The 22,935-nt window shown below is 75.0% G+C and carries 19 protein-coding genes; 12 read left to right on the top strand and 7 right to left on the bottom strand.

Annotated features, from left to right (window positions below; genetic code table 11):
• Positions 1-150 precede the first annotated feature (150 nt).
• From aspS to ACFVQ3_RS05905, 8 genes are all read left to right on the top strand, one after another.
• Positions 151-1,464 carry an aspartate--tRNA(Asn) ligase gene (aspS, locus tag ACFVQ3_RS05940; RefSeq protein WP_387636279.1) on the top strand — a complete coding sequence of 438 codons (1,314 nt, stop codon included), beginning with the start codon at positions 151-153 and terminating at the stop codon, positions 1,462-1,464.
• A 124-nt stretch (positions 1,465-1,588) separates the two neighbouring features.
• Positions 1,589-2,377, top strand: a complete 789-nt coding sequence (locus ACFVQ3_RS05935; protein ID WP_387636276.1) for an ABC transporter ATP-binding protein — start codon at positions 1,589-1,591, stop codon at positions 2,375-2,377.
• A complete protein-coding gene (locus ACFVQ3_RS05930) occupies positions 2,374-4,977 on the top strand; it encodes an FtsX-like permease family protein (RefSeq protein WP_387636273.1) in 2,604 nt (867 codons plus the stop codon). Before ACFVQ3_RS05935 ends, ACFVQ3_RS05930 begins: the two co-directional genes overlap by 4 nt.
• A gap of 107 nt (positions 4,978-5,084) precedes the next feature.
• Complete coding sequence (locus ACFVQ3_RS05925) at positions 5,085-5,954, top strand: universal stress protein (RefSeq protein WP_387636270.1); 870 nt, start codon at positions 5,085-5,087, stop codon at positions 5,952-5,954.
• Positions 5,955-6,054: 100 nt separating this feature from the next.
• Complete coding sequence (locus ACFVQ3_RS05920) at positions 6,055-6,921, top strand: ABC transporter ATP-binding protein (protein WP_387636268.1); 867 nt, start codon at positions 6,055-6,057, stop codon at positions 6,919-6,921.
• Positions 6,922-7,019: 98 nt separating this feature from the next.
• Positions 7,020-8,009 carry an ABC transporter substrate-binding protein gene (locus tag ACFVQ3_RS05915; RefSeq protein WP_387636265.1) on the top strand — a complete coding sequence of 330 codons (990 nt, stop codon included), beginning with the start codon at positions 7,020-7,022 and terminating at the stop codon, positions 8,007-8,009.
• On the top strand, positions 8,006-10,168 hold the full coding sequence (locus tag ACFVQ3_RS05910; protein WP_387636262.1) for an iron ABC transporter permease: 2,163 nt from the start codon (positions 8,006-8,008) through the stop codon (positions 10,166-10,168). Before ACFVQ3_RS05915 ends, ACFVQ3_RS05910 begins: the two co-directional genes overlap by 4 nt.
• Positions 10,169-10,285: 117 nt before the next feature.
• Complete coding sequence (locus tag ACFVQ3_RS05905; protein ID WP_387636454.1) at positions 10,286-11,236, top strand: siderophore-interacting protein; 951 nt, start codon at positions 10,286-10,288, stop codon at positions 11,234-11,236.
• A 92-nt stretch (positions 11,237-11,328) separates the two neighbouring features.
• On the opposite strand, the gene ACFVQ3_RS05900 is transcribed toward ACFVQ3_RS05905, so the two are convergent.
• Together ACFVQ3_RS05900 and ACFVQ3_RS05895 are read right to left on the bottom strand one after the other, a co-directional pair.
• Positions 11,329-11,922 (bottom strand): YbaK/EbsC family protein, encoded by a 594-nt coding sequence (locus ACFVQ3_RS05900; protein ID WP_387636259.1) that lies wholly within the window; start codon positions 11,920-11,922, stop codon positions 11,329-11,331.
• Positions 11,919-12,464 (bottom strand): YbhB/YbcL family Raf kinase inhibitor-like protein, encoded by a 546-nt coding sequence (locus ACFVQ3_RS05895; RefSeq protein ID WP_387636257.1) that lies wholly within the window; start codon positions 12,462-12,464, stop codon positions 11,919-11,921. The genes ACFVQ3_RS05900 and ACFVQ3_RS05895 overlap by 4 nt, the downstream gene beginning before the upstream one ends.
• A 317-nt stretch (positions 12,465-12,781) precedes the next feature.
• Here ACFVQ3_RS05895 and ACFVQ3_RS05890 point away from each other — a divergent pair, with 317 nt between their 5' ends.
• Genes ACFVQ3_RS05890 through ACFVQ3_RS05880 form a run of 3 tightly spaced genes read left to right on the top strand, consistent with a single transcriptional unit; the run spans position 12,782 to position 18,934 of the window.
• Positions 12,782-13,546, top strand: coding sequence for a hypothetical protein (locus ACFVQ3_RS05890; protein ID WP_387636254.1), 765 nt, complete (start codon positions 12,782-12,784; stop codon positions 13,544-13,546).
• Positions 13,543-15,219, top strand: a complete 1,677-nt coding sequence (locus ACFVQ3_RS05885; protein WP_387636252.1) for a DNA polymerase Y family protein — start codon at positions 13,543-13,545, stop codon at positions 15,217-15,219. Before ACFVQ3_RS05890 ends, ACFVQ3_RS05885 begins: the two co-directional genes overlap by 4 nt.
• Positions 15,212-18,934, top strand: a complete 3,723-nt coding sequence (locus ACFVQ3_RS05880; RefSeq protein ID WP_387636249.1) for an error-prone DNA polymerase — start codon at positions 15,212-15,214, stop codon at positions 18,932-18,934. The genes ACFVQ3_RS05885 and ACFVQ3_RS05880 overlap by 8 nt, the downstream gene beginning before the upstream one ends.
• A 98-nt stretch (positions 18,935-19,032) precedes the next feature.
• Here ACFVQ3_RS05880 and ACFVQ3_RS05875 read toward each other — a convergent pair whose 3' ends face one another.
• Both ACFVQ3_RS05875 and ACFVQ3_RS05870 read right to left on the bottom strand, forming a co-directional pair.
• A complete protein-coding gene (locus ACFVQ3_RS05875) occupies positions 19,033-19,503 on the bottom strand; it encodes a hypothetical protein (protein WP_387636246.1) in 471 nt (156 codons plus the stop codon).
• 88 nt (positions 19,504-19,591) lie between these two features.
• Entirely contained in the window at positions 19,592-20,056 is a 465-nt protein-coding gene (locus ACFVQ3_RS05870; RefSeq protein WP_387636243.1) for a GNAT family N-acetyltransferase, read from the bottom strand.
• 83 nt (positions 20,057-20,139) lie between these two features.
• Here ACFVQ3_RS05870 and ACFVQ3_RS05865 point away from each other — a divergent pair, with 83 nt between their 5' ends.
• On the top strand, positions 20,140-20,271 hold the full coding sequence (locus ACFVQ3_RS05865; RefSeq protein ID WP_387636241.1) for a hypothetical protein: 132 nt from the start codon (positions 20,140-20,142) through the stop codon (positions 20,269-20,271).
• Between the two features lie 79 nt (positions 20,272-20,350).
• On the opposite strand, the gene ACFVQ3_RS05860 is transcribed toward ACFVQ3_RS05865, so the two are convergent.
• From ACFVQ3_RS05860 to ACFVQ3_RS05850, 3 genes are read right to left on the bottom strand one after another with little or no spacing between them, the layout of a single operon-like run.
• The gene (locus ACFVQ3_RS05860) at positions 20,351-20,767 is read right to left on the bottom strand and encodes a hypothetical protein (protein ID WP_387636238.1); all 417 of its coding nucleotides are present in this window, start codon (positions 20,765-20,767) and stop codon (positions 20,351-20,353) included.
• A 9-nt stretch (positions 20,768-20,776) separates the two neighbouring features.
• A complete protein-coding gene (locus ACFVQ3_RS05855) occupies positions 20,777-21,691 on the bottom strand; it encodes a Gfo/Idh/MocA family oxidoreductase (RefSeq protein ID WP_387636236.1) in 915 nt (304 codons plus the stop codon).
• A gap of 27 nt (positions 21,692-21,718) precedes the next feature.
• Positions 21,719-22,699, bottom strand: coding sequence for a serine protein kinase RIO (locus ACFVQ3_RS05850; protein ID WP_387636233.1), 981 nt, complete (start codon positions 22,697-22,699; stop codon positions 21,719-21,721).
• Between the last annotated feature and the right edge of the window lie 236 nt (positions 22,700-22,935).

Raw genomic sequence — 22,935 nt, 5'->3', positions numbered from 1 at the left:
GACGACCCTCGGCCCGGACCTCGCGCCGGGCGCACGACCCCCGCGCGTCCGGCGGACCGACGAGAGGCCGGGACCTCCCGGCGAAGGAGTGGTGGCACCGCGACCTAGCCCCCGCCCGCTCCTCCAGGGCCTTCGCCTGCTGGAGGAACCATGAGACCGCCGACCACACCCACAGCCTCGACCGCACCTCGGACCCTCGCCGTCGACCTGCCCGCCCTCCCGCCCGGCACGCCCGTCACGCTCCGTGGCTGGGTGCACCGGCGTCGCGCCCTCGCGACCGTCACGTTCCTCGTGCTGCGCGACCGGTCGGGCCTGGCCCAGGTCGTCGTGCGGGCGGGCGACGGGCAGGTCGTGCCGCCCGAGGAGACCGTGGTCGAGGTCACGGGCCTGGCGACGGCGAACGCGCAGGCTCCGGGCGGGGTCGAGGTGACCTCGCCGACCGTCGTGCTCCTCACCGACCCGGCCTCGACCCCGCCCGTCGAGCTGTGGCGCCCCTCGCTCGACGTGGGGCTCTCCACGATGCTCGACCACGCCGCGGTCGCCTGGCGGCACCCCGCGCAGCGCGCACGGTGGGAGGTGTCGGCCGCGTCCCTGCGCGGGTTCCGTGAGGCCCTCGACGCGCGGGGCTTCACCGAGGTGCAGTCGCCCAAGATCGTCGGGTCGGCGACCGAGTCGGGGGCCGACGTGTTCACGCTCGACTACTTCGGCCGGCCCGCCTTCCTGGCGCAGAGCCCCCAGTTCTTCAAGCAGCAGCTCGTCGGGGTCTTCGAGCGCGTGTACGAGGTGGGACCGGTCTTCCGGGCCGAGCCGCACGACACCGTGCGTCACCTCGCCGAGTACGTCTCGCTCGACGTCGAGCTCGGTTTCGTCCGTGACCACCGCGACGTGCTGGCCGTCCTGCGCGACACCCTGGCCGGGATGGTCGCCGCGGTCCACGAGCACGCCGGGTCCGCGGTCGCGGAGCACGGCTTCGTGGTGCCGGTCGTGCCCGACGAGATCCCCGTGATCCACTTCGCCGAGGCGCTGGCCCTCGTCGGGGCTCGAGCGGACGAGCCCGACCTGGCCCCCGAGCACGAGCGTGCGCTGGGGCGGTGGGCGCTCGCCGAGCACGGCAGCGACCTCCTCGCGGTCGAGGGCTACCCGATGGCGAAGCGTCCCTTCTACACGCACCCGCAGCTCGGCGACGCGCGGTGGAGCAACAGCTTCGACCTGCTCTTCCGCGGCGTCGAGCTCGTCACGGGCGGTCAGCGCCTGCACCGGTACACGGACTACGTCGCGGCGATCACCGCCCGTGGGGAGGACCCGGCCGCGTACGCGACGTACCTCGAGGCGTTCGCGCACGGGATGCCGCCGCACGGCGGATTCGCGATCGGCCTCGAACGGTGGACCGCGCGCCTGACGGGCGCGGCGAACGTCCGCGAGGTCGCGCTCTTCCCGCGCGACCTGCACCGGCTCGCGCCCTAGAGCCTGTGACGATCCGGGCTCCGGCACGGGGGACAACCCCACCCCGCCCGGGGGACGGGCCGGATGGTCCGGTTCGTCCCCCGCTCGTTACGTTCGAGGCTCACGCCACGACGGGGGTTTCGAGTTGAGGACGACCACGACCAGGCGGACCGCCGGGGCATCCACCAAGGATGCCCCGGCGGTCTCGCCGTACGCCCTGCAGGTCGCAGGGATCACCAAGACGTACACGGCGGGCAAGCGGTCGGTGCACGCCCTGCGGGGCGTGTCCCTGTCCCTGCCGAGGGGCAGCTTCACGGCCGTGATGGGCCCCTCGGGCTCGGGCAAGAGCACGCTGCTGCACTGTGCCGCAGGCCTCGACCGGCCGACGGGCGGCTCGGTCCACCTGGGCGGCGTCGACCTGTCCACGCTGACCGAGGACGAGCTCACGACCCTGCGCCGGGGCCGCATCGGCTTCGTGTTCCAGGCCTACAACCTCATGGGGTCGCTGACGGTCGCGGAGAACGTCGGGCTGCCGCTGCGTCTCGCGGGCGAGCGTGCGGACCCGACCTGGCTGCGCGAGATCGCGGCCCGCGTCGGGATCGAGGACCGCCTGGACCACCGTCCGAGCGAGCTCTCGGGCGGTCAGCAGCAGCGTGTGGCGATCGCGCGGGCGCTCGTGACGCGCCCCGACGTCGTCGTCGCGGACGAGCCGACCGGAGCCCTCGACACGCGCACGAGCAAGCACGTGCTCGAGCTGCTGCGGTACCTGGTCGACACGCTCGGCCAGAGCGTCTTCATGGTCACCCACGACCCGGTCGCGGCCTCGTTCGCGGACCGTGTCGTGTTCCTGGCCGACGGGCAGGTCGCGGGCGAGCTCGTCCGAGCGACCCCCGAGCAGGTCGCCGAGCGCATGACCCACCTCGGGGAGTGGTGAGCGTGCTGGGGCTCGCGCTGAGCACGCTGCGCGCACGCCGCAAGAGCTTCGTGGGCCCGTTCGTCGCGCTGTTCCTGAGCGCGATGCTCGTCGCGGCGTGCGGGCTGCTCATGGAGTCGGGCATCCGGCAGGGCATCGGTCCCGAGCGCTACGCGGGCGCCGACCTGGTCGTGACCGCGAAGCAGTCGCTCGTGGTCGACGTGGACTACGACGAGCCCTTCGGCGGCCGCGTGCGCCTGCCCGCGTCCGCGGTCGACGAGCTCGCCGCGATCCCCGGGGTCGAGCGCGCGGTCGGTGACGTCGAGGTGCGGCTGGGTGCCGTCGGGTCGTCGGGCGACCTGGTCGGGGCGATCGACGGGCGCCCGCCGGTGGGCCACGGGTGGTCCTCGGCGACGCTCGGTCCGTTCGCCCTCGTGCAGGGCGGCGGCCCGACGGCGCCGGGCCAGGTCGTGCTCGACGGCGCGCTGGCCGTGCGGCTCGCCGTGGGGGTGGGCGACGACGTCACCCTGACCGTGGGCTCGACGCCGGGGGAGTACCGGGTGACCGGGACCGTGTCCCCGCCCGTGGGGACCGGTGCTCTGCGGCAGGGCGTGGTGTTCTTCATCGACGAGCAGGTCGCAGACCTCGCGTCAGCACAGGGCACGAGCGGCCTGCCCGGCGCGACGGATGCCCGGGGCGAGGTCGACGCCGTCGGGATCCTGGCCGCCGACGGGACGGACGTGCGGGCGCTCGCCGCGGACGTGCGCGACCGGACCGGGCTGACCGTGAGCACGGGCGACGCCCGCGGATCCGTCGAGTTCGCCGACGCCTCGGGCTCGGCGACCACGCTGGTCGCGATCGCCGGCAGCTTCGGCGGGATCATGCTCATGGTCGTCGTCCTCGTCGTCGCGAGCGCCCTGGGGCTCGTGGTGCAGCAGCGACGCCGTGAGCTCGCGCTGCTCCGGGCGGTCGGTGCGACCCCACGCCAGGTCCGCCGGATGATCTCCGCCGAGATGCTCGTGCTGTCCACGACGGCCGCGGTCCCCGGGGCGCTCCTGGGTATCGCCGCGGTCGGCGTGCTGCACGGCCTGTTCGTCCGTGCCGGGGTCGTCTCCGCGGACTACCCGGTCGCGGTGGGGCCGTTGCCGGTCGTGATCGCCGTGGTGCTCACCGTGGGCGTCGCGTGGCTCGCGGGGAGGATGTCGGCCCGGCGTGCGATCACGGTGAAGCCGGTCGAGGCGTTGGGCGAGGCCGCGGTGGAGATCCCGCGGCTGGGTGTCACGCGCACGGTGCTCGGCGTGGTCCTGGTCGTCGGCGGGGTGTTCCTGTCGATGCTGCCCGCGTTCGTCGCGGGCGAGGACGCGCTCGCGGGGGCCGCGCTCTCCGGCGTGGTGCTCGTGATCGCGGTCGCGCTCCTGGGCCCGCGGATCGTGCACGCCCTCGTGCTGCTGGTCGAGCCGTTCCTGCGGCGCAGCCCGCACGCGAGCACCTACCTCGCGGGCCGCAACACCCGGGCGAGCTCACGGCGTCTCGCGGGGGCCGTGGTGCCGCTCGTGCTGGCGATCACCATGACGGTCGTGCAGGTCTCGCTCGGGGCCGCGCAGGTGGCCGAGACCGAACGCCAGGTGGCGGACGGGCTGCGTGCCGACCTCGTGCTCGCGAGCAGCGGTACGGGCCTCTCGCCCGACCTCGCCGGGCAGGTCGCCCGCGTCCCCGGCGTCTCCTCGGTGACCCCGACCGTGCGGAGCCAGGCCCTCGTGCGCTTCGCCGAGCCGGACGGCACACTCTCTGCCGAGGCCCTGAGCGTCCAGGGGGTCGACCCGTCGGACCTCGGTGCCGCGATCGACCTGGACGTGCGCGAGGGCTCGACCGACGACCTGCAGGGTGAGTCGGTCGCCCTCAGCGTCACGGGAGCGAGCAAGGCCCGGGCCGGGCTCGGGGACACCGTCGAGCTCTACCTCGCGGACGGCACGCGGGTCGACGCCGTCGTCGTCGCGCTCTACGGGCGCGGCATGGGGTTCGGCGACGCGCTGCTCCCGCGCGACCTGGTCCTGCCCGCGTCGGGGGACGGGCTGGACGGCTCGCTGCTCGTGGTAGCCGAGAAGGAGACCGACGTCGAGATGCTCGCGGGGGCCCTCGGCCGGGCGACCGCTCCGTACCCGGGCGTCGTGCTCGCCGACCGGGCGTCGTTGGTCGCCGCCGAGAAGGCAGCGCTCGAGGCGAACACGTGGACCTCGATGATCCTGCTCGTGGTGCTGTTCGGGTACGTCGCGCTGAACGTGGCGAACGCCCTGGTCATGTCGACGGCCGACCGGCGGCGCGAGCTCGCGCTGCTGCGCCTGGTCGGGACGCGGGACCGTCAGGTCCTGCGGATGATGAGGATCGAGGCGGGCGTGGTGGTCGGGGTCGCCGTGGTCGTCGCGACCGTGATCCTGCTGCCGCCGCTGGCCGGAGTGAGCCTCGGGCTGAGCGAGGGGCAGCGGGCGGTGCCCGCCCTCTCTCCGGTCGCGTACCTCGCGACGGTCGCGGGCGCGGGCGCCGTCGGGTACCTCTCGATGCTCCTGCCGACCCGTGCCGCCCTGAGAGGTCGACCCGTCGAGAGCATCGGGCTGCGAGAGTGACGTGGGGGCGTGGTGCGGCCGCGACCCGCCAAGGTGCGCGGCCGCACCACGCCCCCGCGGCAGGTCCCGCCCTCGCGCCGGGCCGCCGACGGGGTGACCATGGACGTATGTCCACCGTCGGACCGGTCGTCGTCGGCTACGACGGGTCGCCCTCCGCGACCTCCGCCGTACGCTGGGGCGCGCGCGAGGCCCGACGGTGTGGCGCCCGTCTGGAGGTCGTCTTCGCCCGCGACGCGCACGACACCCACCTCGAGCCCTCGCTGCCCGGTGGCGGCGAGAACGCGCAGGCCGGCGCACGAGCGCTCGCCGAACGAGGCCGGGTCCAGGCGCTCGAGGTCGAGCCCGACATCGAGGCCGAGGCGACCGTGGAGTACACGACCCCGGCCGCGACGCTCGTCGGCACGTCGCTCGACGCCTCGGTCGTGGTCGTCGGGTCGGGGGACCACGGGCGGGTCCGGGGCGAGCTCGGCGGGTCGGTGGCGCTCGCGGTCGCCGCGCACGCGCACTGCCCGGTCGTCGTGGTCCACGGGGACGTCGAGGCGCTGCGGGACGTGAACCTGCCCGTGGTCGTGGGGGTCGACGGCTCGACGCACGCGACCGGTGCCCTCAGCCACGCGGCCGAGGTCGCTGCGTCGCGCGGTGCGTCGCTGCGGGTCGTGGTCGCGTGGTGGACGCGCGCCTCGGCCCATCTCGAGAGCTACATGGCTGCGGAGTTCCCGCGCGAGCGTGCCGAGAACGGGGCGGAGCGGCTGCTCGCGGCCGCGCTCGCGCAGGTGCACGAGGAGTACCCGGAGCTCGAGGTCGAGGGGTCGACCGTGGAGGCGCAGCCGGCTCCTGCGCTGGTCAGGGCCTCGGAGGGTGCCGAGCGGCTGGTCGTCGGGTCGCGCGGGCGGGGAGGGTTCGCGGCCCTGGTCCTGGGGTCGGTGAGCCACTCGCTCGTGCGCGAGGCGCACTGTCCTGTGACGATCGTGCGCTGAGCCGCGTCCCCGGCGGTCGGAGTGATCCCGACCACATCTTCGGTCCTGATGCGAGCCCTGGGCTTTCACCCGGTCGGGATGTTTGGTTAGGCTCACCTCTGTGAGTCACACCTTACCGGGAGCCGACGACGCCACGGCCGCCCAGGACACCGCCCGACCGGCCCTCGCCGGGACCGGGCTGAGCCTCGGCTACGACGGGACCGCCGTCGTGCACGACGCGTCCCTGCGCCTGCTCCCCGGACAGGTCACCGCGCTCATCGGCCCCAACGGGAGCGGCAAGTCGACGCTCCTGCGCTCGCTCGCCCGGCTCCACAAGCCCGTCGAGGGGACCGTGAGCCTGCCCGACGTCCCCGACGCCCTCGCGCTGCACCCCAAGGACTTCGCGCGTCGCGTCACCCTGCTCTCGCAGAGCAGGCCCACGCCCAACGGTGTGAGCGTGCGCGACGTCGTCGGGTACGGGCGCCACCCGCACCGGGCGCGCTTCCGCTCCACGGACCCCGACGGCGCCCGCGCGATCGCCTGGGCCATGGACGTCACGGGCGTCGCGGCGATGGCCGGTCGCGGCGTCGACGAGCTGTCGGGCGGCGAGCTCCAGCGCGTGTGGCTCGCGACCTGCCTCGCGCAGGACACGGGCGTGCTGCTGCTCGACGAGCCCACGACCTACCTGGACCTGCGCTACCAGGTCGAGATCCTCGACCTCATGCGCGACCTCGCGGACGACCACGGCGTGGCCGTGGGCGTCGTGCTGCACGACCTCAACCAGGCGGCCGCGGTCGCGGACCACGTGGTCCTGCTCCAGCGCGGCGTCGTCCGCGCAGCGGGCGAGGCGGCCGACGTGCTGACCGCCGACGCCCTCAGCGAGACCTACGGCATCCGCATCGAGGTCACGCACGACCCGCTGACCGGCACGGTGCAGACCGCACCCGTCGGGCGGCACACGACCCGCAGGCTCGCCGTCGTCCCCTGACGACCCGGGCCGTCACCGTGCTGCCGCGCATCCCGGTGCGGCAGCCCACCGAGCCCCGCCTCCCGGCGCGGGCAGCACCTCAAGGACACAGGACCCCCATGCGAAAGACCCTCCGGACCGGCCTGCCCGCCGTCCTGCTCGTGACAGCGCTCACCCTCACCGCGTGCGGCACCACCGAGGAGGCGGACGCCGGCGGCGCGTCCAAGGCCCCCGCCTCCGACGCGGGCCCCGTCACCTTCACCGACGAGCGCGGCGAGCAGACGCTCGACGCCCCCGCGACCGAGGTCGTCTCGCTCGAGTGGGGCCTGACCGAGAACCTGCTGGCGCTCGGCGTGGACGTGGTGGGCCAGGCAGACGTCGAGGGCTACAACACGTGGGACACCTCGGTCGCGCTCGACGCGTCGACGCCCGACGTCGGGATGCGCGGCGAGCCCAGCCTCGACGCCATCTCCGCGCTCGAGCCCCAGCTCATCGCCGTCACCACGGACACGCCCGACAACGTGATCGACCAGCTCGCGGACATCGCACCCGTCGTGACGCTGCGCGGGTCCGACGGCACCGACCCGATCGGGTACATGCGCCAGACCGTCGAGACCCTCGCAACCGCGACGGGCACCGACGAGAAGGGCACCGAGCTGCTCGCGGGCTTCGACGCCAAGGTCGCCGAGGGCAAGAAGGCCCTCGAGGGGGCCGGGGTCGCGGGCGCCTCGTACGTCATGGCCGACGGCTGGGTCAACAACGGCACCGTCTCGGTGCGCATGTACACGCCCGGCTCGTTCCTCGGCGCAGTCGGCGCCGAGCTCGGCCTGGCGAACGCGTGGACCGGCGAGGGTGACCCCGACTACGGGCTCGCGCAGACCGACGTCGAGGGCCTGACCGCGCTGAGCGACGTCCAGTTCGTCTACGCCGCGAGCGACTCCGAGGCCGACCCGTTCGCCGAGGGCCTGGCGGGCAACGCGATCTGGGAGCAGCTCCCGTTCGTCGTGGCCGGTGACGTGCACCGCATCCCCGACGGCATCTGGATGTTCGGCGGGCCTGCGTCCGCGAACGCCTACGTCGACGCGCTCGTCGCGGCACTGACCCAGTGAGCACGAGCGCCCCGGGGGGACTCTCGACGGCCCGGCACGAGGTCCCGGACGACGCCTCCGGACTCCTCACCCCGCCGGTCCGGCCGGTCCCCCCGGGGCGCTCGCGCCTCCGGTTCCGCGTGACGGTCGCCTCGGCGTTCGTCGTCGGGATCCTCGCGGTCCTGGTGCTGGCCGGGGTACACCTCACGCAGGGGACGGCCGACGTCGGGCTCGGGGACCTGCTGCGTCTCGTGACCGGCGGTGACGCCGACGCCGACCGGACCGCCGCGGCCGTCCTGGTCGCCTCACGCGTGCCGCGCCTGCTCGCCGGCCTCCTCGTGGGCGTCTCGCTCGGCGCGGCGGGTGCCGCGCTGCAGTCCGTGGCGCGCAACCCGCTCGCCTCGCCCGACACGCTCGCGGTCAACGCCGGCGCGTACGTCGCGGTCGTGGGCGCGGCCGTGATCGGCGTGACCCTGCCGTTCTACCTCTCGGGGACGCTCGCCCTGATCGGCGGGCTCGCCGCGTCCGGCCTCGTGCTCGTCCTGGCCCGCGGCGGCGCCGCCGGGCCGACCCGGCTCATCCTCGCGGGCTCGGCGATCACGCTCGCGCTGCACTCGCTGACGACCGTGCTGCTCGTGCTGTTCCAGCAGGAGACCATGGGACTGTTCGCGTGGGGGAGCGGCTCGATCGTCCAGTCCGGCACGTCGCAGGTCGTGCTCGCGGCCCCGCTCGTGGTCGTGGGGCTCGGCGGGCTGCTCCTCGTGGCCCACCGCCTGGACCTCCTGGCGCTCGGCGACGACACCGCCACGGTCCTCGGGATCGACGTGCGCGCGACGCGCGTCGTGACCATCCTGCTCGCGGTGCTGCTCTCGGCCACGGCCGTCACGGTCGCGGGCCCGGTCGGCTTCGTCGGCCTGTGCGCTCCCGTGGTCGTGCGCCTCGTGGCCCGCAAGGTCCCCGGGCTCAACCGGCACCGTGTGCTGATCCCGCTGTCGGGGATCGCCGGCGTGATCGTGGTCCTCGGTGCCGACGTCCTGCTGCGCCTCGTCCTGCCCGGCACGTACGGCGTGGCGGTCCCGACGGGCGTCATCACGACCGTGTTCGGGGCCGTGGTGCTCGTGTGGCTCGCGCGCCGGCTCAAGGACTCCGGCCCCGCCGCCGGGACCCGTGCCGCGCACGTCCGGCCGCGCGGTGCCCGCCGGGCCCTGGTCGTGGTGACCGTCCTCGCCGCGCTCCTGGTCGCGGCCACGGTCGCCGCGCTCCTGCTGGGCGACCGGCTCCTGCTCACGGGGGACGTCCTCAACTGGGCTGCGGACCAGGCGGGCAAGCAGGTGAGCTTCGTGCTCGACCAGCGCGTCCCGCGCGTGCTCGCGGCGATCCTCGCGGGGGCCGCGCTGGGCCTGGCCGGGACCGTCGTGCAGGCCGTGTGCCGCAACCCGCTGGCCGAGCCCGGTCTGCTCGGCGTGACGGCGGGTGCGGGGCTGGGGGCCGTCGGGGTCGTGCTGCTGGTTCCCGGCGTCGGCATCATGGGCATGTCCCTCGCCGCCGTCGTCGGCGCGCTCGGCACGTTCGCGATCGTGTACCGCCTCGCGTACCGGGGCGGGCTGAGCTCGGACCGGCTCGTGCTCATCGGCATCGGCATGAGCACGGGTGCCACGGCCCTGACGACGCTCGTGATCGTGGTCGTCGCGCCCTGGAACCTCAACGTCGCGCTCACGTGGTTGTCCGGGTCGACGTACGGGCGGACGCTCGAGCACGTGGTCCCCGTCGTCCTGGCGCTGCTCGTGGTCGTGCCCGTCGCGGTGCTCCACCGGCGCGAGATGGACGTCCTGGCGCTCGACGAGGACACCCCGCGCGTCCTGGGCCTGCGCCTGGACCGCACGCGCCTGCTGCTCCTGGGGGCCAGCGCGGTCCTGACGGCCGCGGCGGTGTGCGCGGTCGGGGTCGTGGGCTTCGTGGGGCTCGTCGCACCGCACGCGGCTCGTGCTCTCGTCGGATCGCGCAACGGTCGGGTGATCCCGGTCGCGATGCTGCTCGGGGCCGTGCTCGTGAGCGTGGCCGACACCGTGGGGCGGACGGTCATCGCGCCCGCCCAGATCCCGGCGGGTCTGACGACCGCGCTCATCGGGGCGCCCTACTTCGTGTGGCTCCTGTGGCGCAGCCGCGGCCGCGAGGCGTGAGAGTGATCCCGACCACACGTTCGGCTTCGGGGGTTCACCCCGCCCCGATGTTTGGTTAGGCTCGCCTACGTGACCCAGACCAGTGTCGTGACCGAGCAGGAGATCTCCCCGTTCCGCATGTTCGACGTGCAGGTGCGACGGGTCGAGAAGCTCTCGCCGAGCTTCCTGCGCGTGACCTTCACGGGCCGCGACCTCCACGAGTTCGCCGACAACGGGCTCGACCAGCGCATCAAGCTCGTCTTCCCCGCGCCCGACGGCGGCTACGAGCACCTCGTCCGCACGGGCGAGTGGTACTCCGCATGGCGTGCGCAGCCCGAGGAGCGTCGCAACCCGCTGCGCACCTACACCGTGCGGGCCGTGCGCCCGGAGGCCTTCGAGGTCGACATCGACCTCGTCCTGCACGGCGACGCGGGTCCCGCGTCCCGGTGGGCGCTGGCCGCACGTCCCGGCAGCGAGATCGTGCTGCTCGGCCCCAACGGCCTGTGGACGGGTGCGCACGGCGGCGTCGAGTTCTCCCGTCCCGTCCGCAGCCACGCGCTGCTCCTCGCGGGCGACGAGACCGCGGTCCCCGCGATCGCCTCGATCCTGGAGTCCCTGCCCGCCGACGAGGTCGGCGAGGTCTTCCTGGAGGTCCCGTACGAGGGGGACGTCCTGCCCGTCACGGCCCCCGCGGGCGTCAACGTCACGTGGCTGGCCCGCGAGGGGCGCGCGCACGGCGATCTGCTGGTCCCCGCGGTCCGCGAGGCCGCCGACCGTCTGCTCGAGCGCAACGTCTGCGGTGCGACGCACTCGCTCACGTGCGCGGCCCGCGGGCTCGTCCAGCACCCGGGCGGGGCCGCCGAGGCGGCCGAGCTCGAGGACGTCGACATCGACACGGACATCCTCTGGGAGGTCCCCGTGGACGACGACGGCACGCCCCTGGTCGCGTGCGCCGAGCTCTACGCGTGGCTCGCGGGCGAGGCGTCGGTCATCAAGACGCTGCGCCGCCACCTCGTGTCCGAGCGCGGCGTCGACCGTCGCTCCGTCGCGTTCATGGGCTACTGGCGCGAGGGTCGCGCCGAGGGCTGAGGGCCGCGTCGCGAGACCGCGCCGAGGGCCGAGGGCCGCGAGACCGGGCCGAGGGCCCACGGGGCCGCGCCGAGGGCCGAGGCCGGTCCCGCTCACCCCATCGGCACGCCCAGCCCGTCGACCAGCTCGACCCCGGGCAGCCGAGCGAGCAGCGCGCCCGGCAGCAGCAGCTTGGACCGGCGCAGCCCGCTCCCGACGAGCGCGGGCTCGCCGTCGGTCGCCACGCGCGCGTCGAGCAGCACGCGCCAGCCGTTCGGCAGTCCGACCGGGGTGATCCCGCCGTACTCCATGCCCGACTCGGCGACGGCCCGGTCGGTGGGCAGGAACGACGCCTTGCGCACGTCGAGCAGCGACCGCACGCGCGAGTTCACGTCGGCCCGGGTCGTGGCGCGCACGACGGCCGCCGCGATCCGTTCGTCGCCCCCGCGCCGTCCGGCGACCAGGACGCAGTTCGCCGAGACGACCGGTGGCAGGTCGTGCGCCGCGTTGAGCGTCGCGGTGTCCGCGAGGTCCGGGTCGATCTCGACGACCGCGACCTGCTCGGCCACGCGCGGGTCCTGCGCGGCCCAACGGGCGAGGGCCAGTGCGACGGGCGGCGCGAGGAGGTCGGGCCGGTCCGTCGCCGGGACCCAGGCGAGGTCGCCCAGGGTCGGGAACGTGGTGGGGCCGTTCGTGCCGTGGCTCATGCCGTGACCAGGACCTGGTAGGTCGGCGTGATGGTCGCGCGCGCGATCGTGTGGGACAGGGCTGCCATGGCGATCGCCGTGGGAGGGGTCGAGGGGGTCACGTCGAGCCTCTCGACATCGAGCGCGTGCACCGCGAAGACGTACCGGTGCGGCCTGTCCCCGGGCGGGGGTGCGGCGCCCAGGTAGCCGGGACCTCCGCCGTCGTGCCGGGTCTGGAACGCGCCCTGCGGGAGGTAGCCGCCGCCGGGGGAGCCCGCGCCCTGCGCGAGGGCCACCGTGGCGACCGGGAGGTCGACCACGGTCCAGTGCCAGTACCCCGCCGGGGTCGGTGCGTCGGGGTCGAAGCAGCTGACCAGGAACGAGCGCGTGGCTGCGGGGAAGTGGTTCCAGGCGAGCTCGGGCGACCGGTTGTCGCCCTCGGCCGCGTGGGTGCGCGCCATGGGCTCTCCCTGCACGACGTCGTCGCTCGTCACCGTGAAGAGCGGCACCGGGGGCAGCAGCGAGTAGGGGTCGGGGGCGAGCGGACGGTCGGCGAGGTTCATCGGTCCATCGTGCCCGGTGGGCGCTCGGGGGGCCAGGGGCTCATGCGTAGGTCGAGGGTTCACACCGTCTCCTGTGCTGGCTTCGAGACCCCAGGATCGTTGGTATCTCGCGCTCTTTGGTCCAAGTCTGAAGCGCTGATCGAGACTTCCGAAATGCCTGCATCCAGGGTTGAGCGTTGCGCCACGACAGAACCCTCAACCTCTGATCGACCCTTGCTGCCGACCGGGTGAGACGAGTTGACACCCCCTCGGCGAGCGCGTGTACTGGAAGTGTTCGAACACCTGTTCGAATGTCTTTCGAGCGTGCAGGAGGTGTCATGACCCTGGTCGACGACACCCTCCGGGAGACCCTGGGCAGCCCTGCGGCCACCGTCACGGCTGCCGGGTCCACGCACGCTCAACGGGCGCTCCTGGCCCGGTCGGTGCTGCGCCGCGCGGAGCTCTCGGCCCGGCGTGCACCAGGGAGCACGGGGGAGGAGAAGCTCCTCCCGGTCCCCGACGAGCTGGCCGACCTGCTCCCGTTCGGCGGGCTCCAGCGAGGCACCGCCGTGGTGGTCGACGGCTCGACCTCGCTCCTGCTCGCGCTGCTGTCCGAGGCCTCGCGCACAGGGGCCTGGACCGTGATGGTCGGCTTCCCGCGCCTCGGGGTCCTCGCGGCCGCCGAGGCAGGGCTCGACCTCGGGCGCGTCGCCCTGGTCCCGTCGCCCGGACCGGACGCCGCGGCCGCCGTCGCGGCCCTGCTCGACGGGATCGACGTCGTCGTGGTCGGGCCGCAGGCCGCGCTGACCGACGCCGACCGCCGTCGCCTGACCTCCCGGGCTCGCGAGCGCGGGAACCTCCTCGTCGCGGCGCAGCCCTGGGCCGGGGCGCACGTGGTCCTCACGGTCCGCGAGGGCACGTGGTCGGGCACGGACAACGGCGCCGGGTACCTGCGCAGACGCCGGCTCACGGTGCAGCGCAGCGGGCGGGCCGGCGCCGCGCGAGGCATCGAGCGCCAGGTCGAGCTGCCGCTGCGCGGGGGCGTCGTGAAGAACCCGCGGCAGGTCGAGAAGACCCCGCCCGGCCTCCGGCTCGTCGGATGAGCGCCGAGAGCACGGCCACCCGCACCGCGGTCCTGTGGGTGCCGGACTGGCCGGTCGTTGCCGCGATGGGTGCGGCCCAGGTCCCCGCGCACGTGCCCGCGGCCACGCACGACGGTCGCCGCGTCCTCGCGGTCTCGGCCACCGCGCGGGCGCAGGGCGTGCGCCGGGGGATGCGACGCCGTCGGGCGCAGGAGTGCTGCCCCGGGCTCGCGCTGCTCGACGCCGACGACGCGCGCGACGCGCGCGAGTTCGAGCCCGTCGCGCTCGCCGCCGAGACCGTGGTCGCGGGCATCGAGGTCGCGCGCCCGGGCCTGCTGCTCCTGCCCTCGGGCGGCCCCGCGCGCTACCACGGCACCGAGGACCGCCTCGCACAGGTGCTCGTCGAACGGGTCGCGGCCGACACGGGCCACGAGAGCCAGGTCGGCGTCGCCGACGGGATCCTGGCCGCGGTGCTGGGCGCGCGGGCCTCGCTCGTCGTGCCCGCGGGCACCTCCCGGGCCTACCTGGCCCCGCGCCCGCTGGGCGAGCTCGCGCACGTCGTCGTGGGCGACGCGCAGCCCGTCGCGCAGCTCGTCGACCTCCTGGGCCGCCTCGGCGTGCGGACCTTCGCGGACCTCGCGGCGCTGCCCGCAGCGAGCGTCCTGTCCCGCTTCGGCGACCTGGGGGCCTGGGCGCAGCGCCTCGCGCAGGGCGAGGACCTGCGCCCGCCCGCGAGGCGCCGCATCGAGGCGGACGTGGCCGTCGGGTGCGAGCTCGACCCGCCCGCCGAGCGCGTCGACGTCGCGACCTTCGCGGCCCGCCGCCTCGCCGAGGACCTGCACGCCCAGCTCGTCGAGCGCTCGGCGTCGTGCGGGCGGCTGCGCATCACGGCCCGCACCGAGGACGGGCGCGAGCTCGAACGGACCTGGCGCTGCGACGACGGCGCCATGGGCGGGCTCACCGCGGCCCGCATCACCGACCGCGTGCGCTGGCAGCTCGAGGGGTGGCTCACGGCGTCGCGCGTGACGCTGGGGCAGCGCCGGGGTCGGAGGGCGGGCCGGGACGAGCACGCCCAGGCCGGCCACGACGACCTGCCGGACCTGCCCGAGGACCGGCCCTCGCCGCTCGTGCGGCTCGCGATCGCCGCGGAGGAGGTCGTGGCCGCAGGGGTCGAGCAGCCGCGGCTGTGGGGTGCCTCGAGCGGTGAGGACGCGCGCGCCCAGCGCGCCCTGGGCCGCGTCCAGGGCCTCCTGGGCGGGGACGGCGTGCTGAGCGTCGTCACGCAGGGCGGGCGCGACGTCCACGACCAGGTGCACCTCGCACCCTGGGGGGACGCGGCCCCCGCGCCACGGCGCGCGGACCTGCCGTGGCCGGGGCGCCTGCCCGAGCCCGCGCCCGCCCTCGTGCTGGACGTCCCGGAGGACGTCACCGTCCTGGACGACGCCGGAGCGCCCGTCCGCGTCGACGTGCGCCTCGTGATGAGCGCGCCGCCCGCGACCGTGCGGTGGCTCACGCCGCGCGCCGGGGCGAGCAGGCGCGTGCTCGGCTGGGCCGGGCCGTGGCCGCTCGCCGAGCGCTGGTGGAGCGAGACGCCGCGCCGTCGGGCGTACCTCCAGGTCCTGCTCGACGACGGGCGCGGCGTGCTGCTCGCGAGCGCCCAGGGGGCCTGGACCGTGGAGGCCGTCTATGACTAGGGCCGCCCAGCCGGGCGCCGGGGGGCGCAGGGCGCCCCGCTACGCCGAGCTGCACGCGCACTCCGCGTTCAGCTTCCTCGACGGCGCGAGCCACCCCGAGGAGCTCGCGGCCGAGGCCGCGCACCTGGGGCTGTCCGCGCTCGCCGTGACGGACCACGACGGCCTGTACGGGGTCGTGCGCTTCGCGACCGCCGCACGCGCGGTGTCCCTGCCGACCGTGTTCGGTGCCGAGCTGCACCTGCCCGTCGCGCCCACGCCCGGCGCGGCCCCCGTCCTGGACGCGCCCACGGGCGTGCCCGACCCGCGCGCGTCCCACCTCCTCGTCCTGGCCCGCGGCCCGGACGGGTACCGCCACCTGTCGAGCGCGATCGCGACCGCGCACCTCGCGACGGGCACCAAGGGCGCGGCCGACTACCGCCTCGAACGGCTCGGCGAGCAGTCGGACGGACAGTGGCTCGTCCTGACGGGCTGCCGCAAGGGCGCGGTGCGCACTGCGCTGCTCACCGAGGGGCCGCGGGCCGCCCGGCGCGAGCTCGACCGGCTCGTGCAGACCTTCGGCGCCGACAACGTGGCCGTGGAGGTCACCGACGGCGGCGACCCCCGCGACAGCGACCTGTGCGACGCGCTCGCCGAGCTCGCCGCCGACGCACGCCTGCCGCTCGTCGCGACCGGCAACGTGCACTACGCGCGCCCCCGCGACGCCGCCCTCGCGGGGGCGCTCGCGGCCGTGCGTGCGCGCTCGTCGCTCGACGACATGGACGGCTGGCTGCCCGGCGCCCCCACCGCGCACCTGCGCTCGGCCGCCGAGATGCTCGACCGGCACCGCCGCCACCCGCAGGCCGTGGCGACCGCGGCGGAGCTGGGCGCCGAGTGCCAGTTCGACCTGCGGCTCGTGGCCCCCGAGCTGCCGCCGTACCCGGTGCCCGCCGGTCACGACGAGAGGTCGTGGCTGCGCGTGCTCGTGGAGCGCGGGGGCACCGACCGCTACGGTCCGCGCGGCGCCGAGCACGAGCCCGGGGCGTGGCGGCAGATCGACCACGAGCTCGAGATCATCGAGCAGCTCGGCTTCCCGGGGTACTTCCTCATCGTGTACGACCTCGTCGAGTTCTGCCGCGCCCGCGGCATCCTCGCGCAGGGGCGTGGTTCGGCCGCGAACTCGGCCGTCTGCTACGCGCTGGGCATCACGGCCGTGGACGCCGTCAAGCACGGCCTGCTGTTCGAGCGCTTCCTCGCGCCTGAGCGCGACGGCCCCCCGGACATCGACGTCGACATCGAGTCGGTGCGCCGCGAGGAGGTCATCCAGTACGTGTACGAGCGGTTCGGGCGCACGCACGCGGCGCAGGTCGCCAACGTCATCTCGTACCGGCCGAGGTCCGCGGTGCGCGACGCCGCGCGGGCCCTCGGGCACGACGTCGGGCAGCAGGACGCATGGAGCAAGTCGATCGAGCGCTGGGGGTCGCTGCGCGGGCCCGACCCGTCGTCGCCCGCGGCGGACCGGGCGGTCCGCGACCAGGCGATCGCCGCGCGCGGGGCGCACGGCCCGGCCCCTGGGACCGGCAGGGCCGGGGCCACCCCGGCCGGGGGTGCGCGGCCCGCCGGCCCGCCCGCCGTCGTGACCCGCACCGCGGCGAAGGACGCCCGCGCTGCCGAGGTCTGGGGGACCGGTGAACCCCGGCAGCGCGAGCCGCGCCGCCCGCGGCGCCGCCCCGACCGCCCGCACGCGGGTCACGCCGACTGGACCCCGGACCTGTCGGGTCGCGTCGTCGACCCGCTGGCCCACGACGACAGCGACCGGCGGGACGACCCCACGCTGCGCTCCGACGACCCGCACGACGTCGTGCCCGCACGCCGTCCCCCGTCGGCCGCGGAGGAGGGCGAGATCCCGGGCCCGGTGCTGAGCCTCGCGGAGCGCCTCCTGAGGCTCCCGAGGCACCTCGGCATCCACTCGGGCGGCATGGTCATGTGCGACCGTCCCGTGATCGAGGTGTGCCCGGTCGAGTGGGCACGCATGGAGGGGCGCACGGTCCTGCAGTGGGACAAGGAGGACTGCGCGGAGGCGGGGCTCGTGAAGTTCGACCTGCTGGGGCTGGGGATGCTCACGGCGATCCGGGTCGCGTTCGAGCTGATCGCCGAGCACGAGGGCCTCGCCCTCGAGCTGCACTCGCTGCCCGACGACGACCCGGCGGTGTACGACCTGCTGTGCGCGGCGGACACGGTCGGGGTGTTCCAGGTCGAGTCGCGCGCCCAGATGGCGACGCTGCCGCGCCTGCAGCCCCGCACGTTCTACGACATCGTGATCGAGGTCGCGCTCATCCGCCCCGGTCCCATCCAGGGCGGTTCGGTGCACCCGTACATCAACCGGGCGCGCGGCCGGGAGCCGGTCACGTTCCTGCACCCGCTGCTCGAGAAGTCGCTCGCCAAGACGCTGGGCGTGCCGCTGTTCCAGGAGCAGCTCATGCAGATGGCGATCGACGTCGCGGGCTTCAGCGCGGCCGAGGCCGACCAGCTGCGCCGTGCGATGGGTTCCAAGCGGTCGGTCGAGCGCATGGAGGCGCTGCACGGGCGGCTCCTGGACGGCATGGCGAGGAACGGTGTCGCGCCCGACGTCGCCGAGCAGATCTACGACAAGCTCAAGGCGTTCGCCGACTTCGGGTTCCCCGAGTCGCACGCCTACTCGTTCGCGTACCTCGTGTACGCGAGCGCGTGGCTCAAGGTGCACCACCCGGCCGCGTTCTACGCCGGGCTGCTCGCGGCGCAGCCCATGGGGTTCTACTCGCCGCAGTCGCTCGTCGCGGACGCGCGCCGTCACGGGGTCACGGCGCAGCGCCCGGACGTCAACGCGTCGGGCGTGAAGGCGGGGGTCGAGCGGCTGCCCCGCGCGTCGGCGAGCCGGAGGGCGGGGGCGGGGGCGCCGTCGGGCAGGGACGTGCGGCCGGGCCTCGCCGCGCCCCACCGCCGTCCTGTCGCCCCGCGTGCTCCCGCCGCGCCCGACGGCGCCGCGCACCCCGACCTGTCCCTCGCGGTGCGCATGGGCCTGGGCAGCGTGCGCGGGGTGGGGGACCCGGTCGCGGAGGCGGTCGTCGCGGCGCGCGCCGCCGGTCCGTTCATGGACCTGCGCGACCTGGTGCGGCGCGTCGACCTGACCACGGCCCAGCTCGAGGCGCTCGCGACGGGTGGCGCGCTCGAGTGCCTGGGCGTGGCCCGGCGCGAGGCGCTGTGGGCCGCGGGGGCGCTCGCCCAGGAGGGCCCGGGGACGCTGCCCGGGGTCTCGGTCGGGGTCGAGGCGCCGACGCTGCCGGGCATGAGCGAGGTCGAGACCGCGGTCGCGGACGTGTGGGCCACGAGCGTCTCGACCGACTCGTACCCGACCCAGTACGTGCGCCCCGGGCTGCGCCGGGCCGGGGTCGTCACGGTCGCGGAGGCGATCGTGCACGAGGCGGGTCGGCGGGTCGCGGTCGGCGGGGTCGTGACCCACCGGCAGCGCCCCGGGACGGCGGGCGGGGTGACGTTCCTGTCGATCGAGGACGAGACGGGGCTGCTCAACGTCATCTGCACGCCCGGGCTGTGGCAACGGTTCCGGCGGGTCGCGCGGTCGTCTCCCGCGCTCGTGGTGCGGGGTCGCCTCGAACGCGCCGACGGTGCGACGAACCTCCTCGCGGAGCACCTCGCGCCGCTGTCGTTGCAGGTGGCATCCCGGTCGCGGGACTTCCAGTAGACGCCGGCATGCTCGGGCCCCGGTCGAGATGCGGCCATCTGGGGTCGTCGCGGCGGACGAACCCCAGATGGCCGCATCTCGACCGGACGGGCCGTCACCTACCCCTGCTTGGCCCCGATCTCCAGCGCCCGGCCGTGGACGCCGCCCAGGACGTCGGCCCCGGCGAAGCCCTCCCAGACCGAGGCCGACACCTCGAGCGAGACCGCGAGGCCGAGCACGTAGTCGACGCCCCAGCTCTCGTCGACCGCCTCGAAGCGCCACGGGCGCGGGCGAGGTCCGGGCCACGGCGGGAGCTTGGGGCGGCGCGGGGGAGTCGGGCACCAGTCGTCGACGTCGATGTCGAAGCCCACGTGCAGGTGGTGCGCGGTGAACGCGAGCTGGACGAGCGCGGCGCCCGCGTGGAACCCGGTCCGCATCCCGTCCGGCGGTCCGGGCGGCAGCGGCTGCGGGTTGAGGAAGACCTCGGCCCCTCGGGAGCCGGTGAACGGACCGTACGGGTTGCCCAGCAGGTCGAAGACCGCCGGGTGCCGTCGGCCGACGAGTGTCAGCGCGCTGGTCGTGAGTGCCATGGTGCCCCCTCCTTCGGTGGGCGGGCGCGGCTGCACCCGCTACCTGGAAGGAGCACCTCGGGGTCGGCGGTGATGCACCGAGAGGCGGTCAGGTGAGCGGCTTGCGCATGCTGAAGTTGGTCAGCGACACGCCCCGGAGCACGGGCTGACGCTCCTCGACCACGACGAACCCGTGCTTCTCGAAGAAGGGGCGCGCGGTGAGGCTCGCGTACGTCGTGAGCTCGACGGCGCCACGCTCCCGGGCGGTGCGCGTCACGTGGTCGAGCAGCGCCGAGGCGACGCCTCGCCGGGTCACCGTGGGGTCGACGAACATCATGTCGACGTAGCCGCGCTCGTCGACGTCGCTGAAGCCGAGGACCTCGTCGCCCTCCACCGCGACGACAGTGTCGGTCTGCAGGCGCTTGACCGCCCAGACGTCGAGCGGGATGTCGTCCGACCCCCAGGCCGCGATCTGCTCGGGCGAGTAGTCCTTGCTCGCCGTGACCCGCACGGCTCGGAGGAACACGCGGAGCGTCGCTTCCGCGTCGGACTCGTCGTAGGCACGCAGGATCATGCGGTCGAGCCTAGTCGGGGACGGGCACGGTCGTGGAGGGTGTCGAGGTCGTGCGGGAGCCGCACGACAGAGCACCCGGAGGCATGGTCCCGCGGATCCTGGGCGCGTTCCCCATGGACGGCCGGACGGTCGCGGCGGTCGTCGAGCTCGATCACGCGGACGGCCGGTGGGTGGTCCCGGACCTGTCGGGGCTCTCGGTCCGCCCCTGGCCGTGACGGTGGCTCCCGCAGCAGTGCCGACGGCGGTTCCCCGCACCGCCGGTCGGCAGCTCGCCCGGCGGGCAGCGGCCCTGCCTCACGCCAACGGGTCGACGGGCACCACGACGCAGATCGTGAACGTGTCGCGCCCGCGCCGCAGCAGGTAGCGGAAGCTCTCGGTGTCGGCCTCGGCCGCGTACTCGTCGCGGTAGCTCCAGCGCACGTCGGCCCACACGAGGCCCGCGCTCGTGGTCCCGAGCGACCGGATCTGCGCGACCGCCCCGACGAGCCCGCGCTCGCGGTAGCTCTCGGCCGCGCCGCGGAAGGACTCGCGCACGGTGTCGGGCTCGCTGATGAGCACCGAGGCCTCGTCGGTCACGACCAGCGCGGGGAACGCGTACGTCTCGGCGATCGTGTCGAGGTCGCCGGCCGCGAGCGCCACACCGTAGGAGTTGAGGAACCGCTGGACGTCGTCGTGGTCGTAGGCGGTCGCGTCGGAGGCGGGTGTGGTCATCCGTTCACGCTAGGCCGGGTGCGTCGAACCTGCACGAGATGGTGCGTGGGCCGCCGCCTGCACCGCGGCCAGGAGCGCGACCGGCCCCACGAGCTGGGCGCGTGTGTCGGGGGCGACCGTCCCGGCGGCCTGGGCGAGGAAGTGCGCGAGCACGGGCTCGAGGTAGTCCGGCCCGACCTCGAGCTCTCCCTCGACCGTCCCGCCCGTCGTGGACACGGCCGCGTGGAAGGGCTGGGTGGGACGCGCCGCGGGGTTCACGCACCGCAGGCGCACGACGACGTCGCGCCCGCCCGTCGTGGCGGTCGCGGTCGCGGTCAGGGCGTCGTCCTCGTGCCCGACGGCGGGTTCCCCCCACGTGAGGTCGGCGTCGCCCCCGAGCAGCGAGCGGGCCGCCTCGACCAGGTGGATGCCGAGGAAGTGCAGGCCGTCGTGGGCCGAGCCCGGGTCGGCCGGCCCGGACACGGTCAGCGTCGTGATCTCGCCGTGCGCGAGGGCTGCGGCCCGCAGCCGTGCGACGTCGGGCACGAAGCGCAGCGCCGAGCACGAGGACAGCACGGACCCGCTCGTCCGGGCCGTGGTCACGAGGTCCTCGGCGTCGGCGACCGAGGCCGTGAACGGCTTGTCGACCAGCACCGGCAGCCCGGCCCGCACGAAGGGCAGGGCCGCCGCGTGGTGGAGGCGGCCCGCGCGGTGGGCGACGACGACCGCGTCGACGGACGCGACGTCGTCTGGCCCACCGGCACGGACCTGGACGCCCGCCGCCGCGCTCCGGTCGGCGAGCTCCGCGACGCGCTGCGGGTCGTCGTCCGCGAGGACCGTGACCCGCGCGCCGGGGAAGCGCTGCTCGACGTTCAGCAGGCGCACGTGCTGGTCGGCGTGCGAGGAGTCGAGCCCGACGAGTGCGATGCGGACGGTCCGGGTCATCCGGTCATTCTCCCGGACCGGCAGGGGTCACCACGCCTGCGCGATGAGCTCGGCGAACAGCTCTCCCTCGTCGACGTCGAGCCCCCGGGAGCGGAACCACGCGCACATCGTCCGGCAGTCGCGCATCAGGAGGTCGGTGCCGTGCGGGTTCGCGACGAGGTCGAGCACCTGCGGCAGGTCGATGATCACGATGCGCCCGCCCTGGGCCAGCACGTTGTAGGGTGACAGGTCGCCGTGCGCGTACCCGTGCGCGGCCAGGATGCCCATGGCGCCGCGGAGCTGGTCCCAGTACGCCTCGACCGTGCCGGCGTCCGGTCGCACGCGGGCCAGGCGAGGGGCCGCGACCCGGCTCGCGGGCGATCCGTCGATCTCGCCGCTGCTCGCGTGCTCCCCGACGAACTCCATGAGGATCTCGGTCCCGTCGATCTGGACCGGGTACGGGACGGGGGCGCCGGCGGACCACAGCATGGTCAGCGCCGCGAACTCGGCGTTGGCCCACTGCGCGGCCGCCGCCTCGCGCCCGTACGAGGACTTGCGCTCGATCGCGCGCCGGTCGCGCGAGCGCCGGACCTGGCGGCCCTCGACGTACGCGGAGTCCCGGTGGAAGGCGCGGTGCTCGGAGCTGCGGTAGCGCTTGGCGGCGAGCAGCGAGAACTGACCGGGGTCGTCGGGCACGGCGCGCTCGAGCAGGAAGACGTCGGCCTCCTTGCCCGTCTTGAGGACGCCGAGGTCGGTGTCGATCGCGGCGTCGGCGGTCACGACCCAGCCGGGTCGGGGCTCGGGGCCGCGCATGCCCTTCTCGACGCTGGACCAGGTGGACCAGCGCTGGTCGGGGTCGAGCGCGGGCTCGTCGTCCTCGACGGCATCGCGAAGGAAGGAGGTGCGACGCCGGGCGCCGTCGGACGAGGTGTCGTGGAAGGCGGCGAGAGCCTCTGCGTCGAACGTGTCGAACGTGTCGAACGCGTCGGTGGAGCGGGTGGGTGCGGGAAGGTCGATGTGCTCGTGCACGGGTGGGGCTCCTCGGGTGAGGTGAGGAGCCGGCGTCAGCGGCCGGGGCTCCTCGGGAAGGTGGAGGCGTGGGGAACGACGACGACGGTCATCACGACACCTCTCCTTCTCGCAGCCCCTGGCTGCGCGCTCGCGCCGGACCTTCTCCGGCGGACGAGCCCACCCTCGCACCCGGTGGCGAGGGCGGGCAACGGATTTATCGACGGTCGCCCGGGACCGTCGAGGGGGAGCAGTCC

This window comes from Oerskovia sp. NPDC057915, from assembly GCF_042887685.1.
Taxonomy (GTDB): Bacteria; Actinomycetota; Actinomycetes; order Actinomycetales; family Cellulomonadaceae; genus Oerskovia.
The sequence above is the reverse complement of the archived record's forward strand: the minus strand, read 5'-3'. Positions and strand labels throughout refer to the sequence as shown.

Coding starts and splice junctions, on each gene's coding strand:
- ACFVQ3_RS05860 (WP_387636238.1), bottom strand. CDS start 20,767: ATGACCACACCCGCCTCCGACGCGACCGCCTACGACCACGACGACGTC.
- ACFVQ3_RS05900 (WP_387636259.1), bottom strand. CDS start 11,922: ATGAGCCACGGCACGAACGGCCCCACCACGTTCCCGACCCTGGGCGAC.
- ACFVQ3_RS05870 (WP_387636243.1), bottom strand. CDS start 20,056: ATGATCCTGCGTGCCTACGACGAGTCCGACGCGGAAGCGACGCTCCGC.
- ACFVQ3_RS05915 (WP_387636265.1), top strand. CDS start 7,020: ATGCGAAAGACCCTCCGGACCGGCCTGCCCGCCGTCCTGCTCGTGACA.
- ACFVQ3_RS05880 (WP_387636249.1), top strand. CDS start 15,212: ATGACTAGGGCCGCCCAGCCGGGCGCCGGGGGGCGCAGGGCGCCCCGC.
- aspS (WP_387636279.1), top strand. CDS start 151: ATGAGACCGCCGACCACACCCACAGCCTCGACCGCACCTCGGACCCTC.
- ACFVQ3_RS05925 (WP_387636270.1), top strand. CDS start 5,085: ATGTCCACCGTCGGACCGGTCGTCGTCGGCTACGACGGGTCGCCCTCC.
- ACFVQ3_RS05890 (WP_387636254.1), top strand. CDS start 12,782: ATGACCCTGGTCGACGACACCCTCCGGGAGACCCTGGGCAGCCCTGCG.
- ACFVQ3_RS05885 (WP_387636252.1), top strand. CDS start 13,543: ATGAGCGCCGAGAGCACGGCCACCCGCACCGCGGTCCTGTGGGTGCCG.
- ACFVQ3_RS05865 (WP_387636241.1), top strand. CDS start 20,140: ATGGTCCCGCGGATCCTGGGCGCGTTCCCCATGGACGGCCGGACGGTC.
- ACFVQ3_RS05905 (WP_387636454.1), top strand. CDS start 10,286: ATGTTCGACGTGCAGGTGCGACGGGTCGAGAAGCTCTCGCCGAGCTTC.
- ACFVQ3_RS05895 (WP_387636257.1), bottom strand. CDS start 12,464: ATGAACCTCGCCGACCGTCCGCTCGCCCCCGACCCCTACTCGCTGCTG.
- ACFVQ3_RS05855 (WP_387636236.1), bottom strand. CDS start 21,691: ATGACCCGGACCGTCCGCATCGCACTCGTCGGGCTCGACTCCTCGCAC.
- ACFVQ3_RS05875 (WP_387636246.1), bottom strand. CDS start 19,503: ATGGCACTCACGACCAGCGCGCTGACACTCGTCGGCCGACGGCACCCG.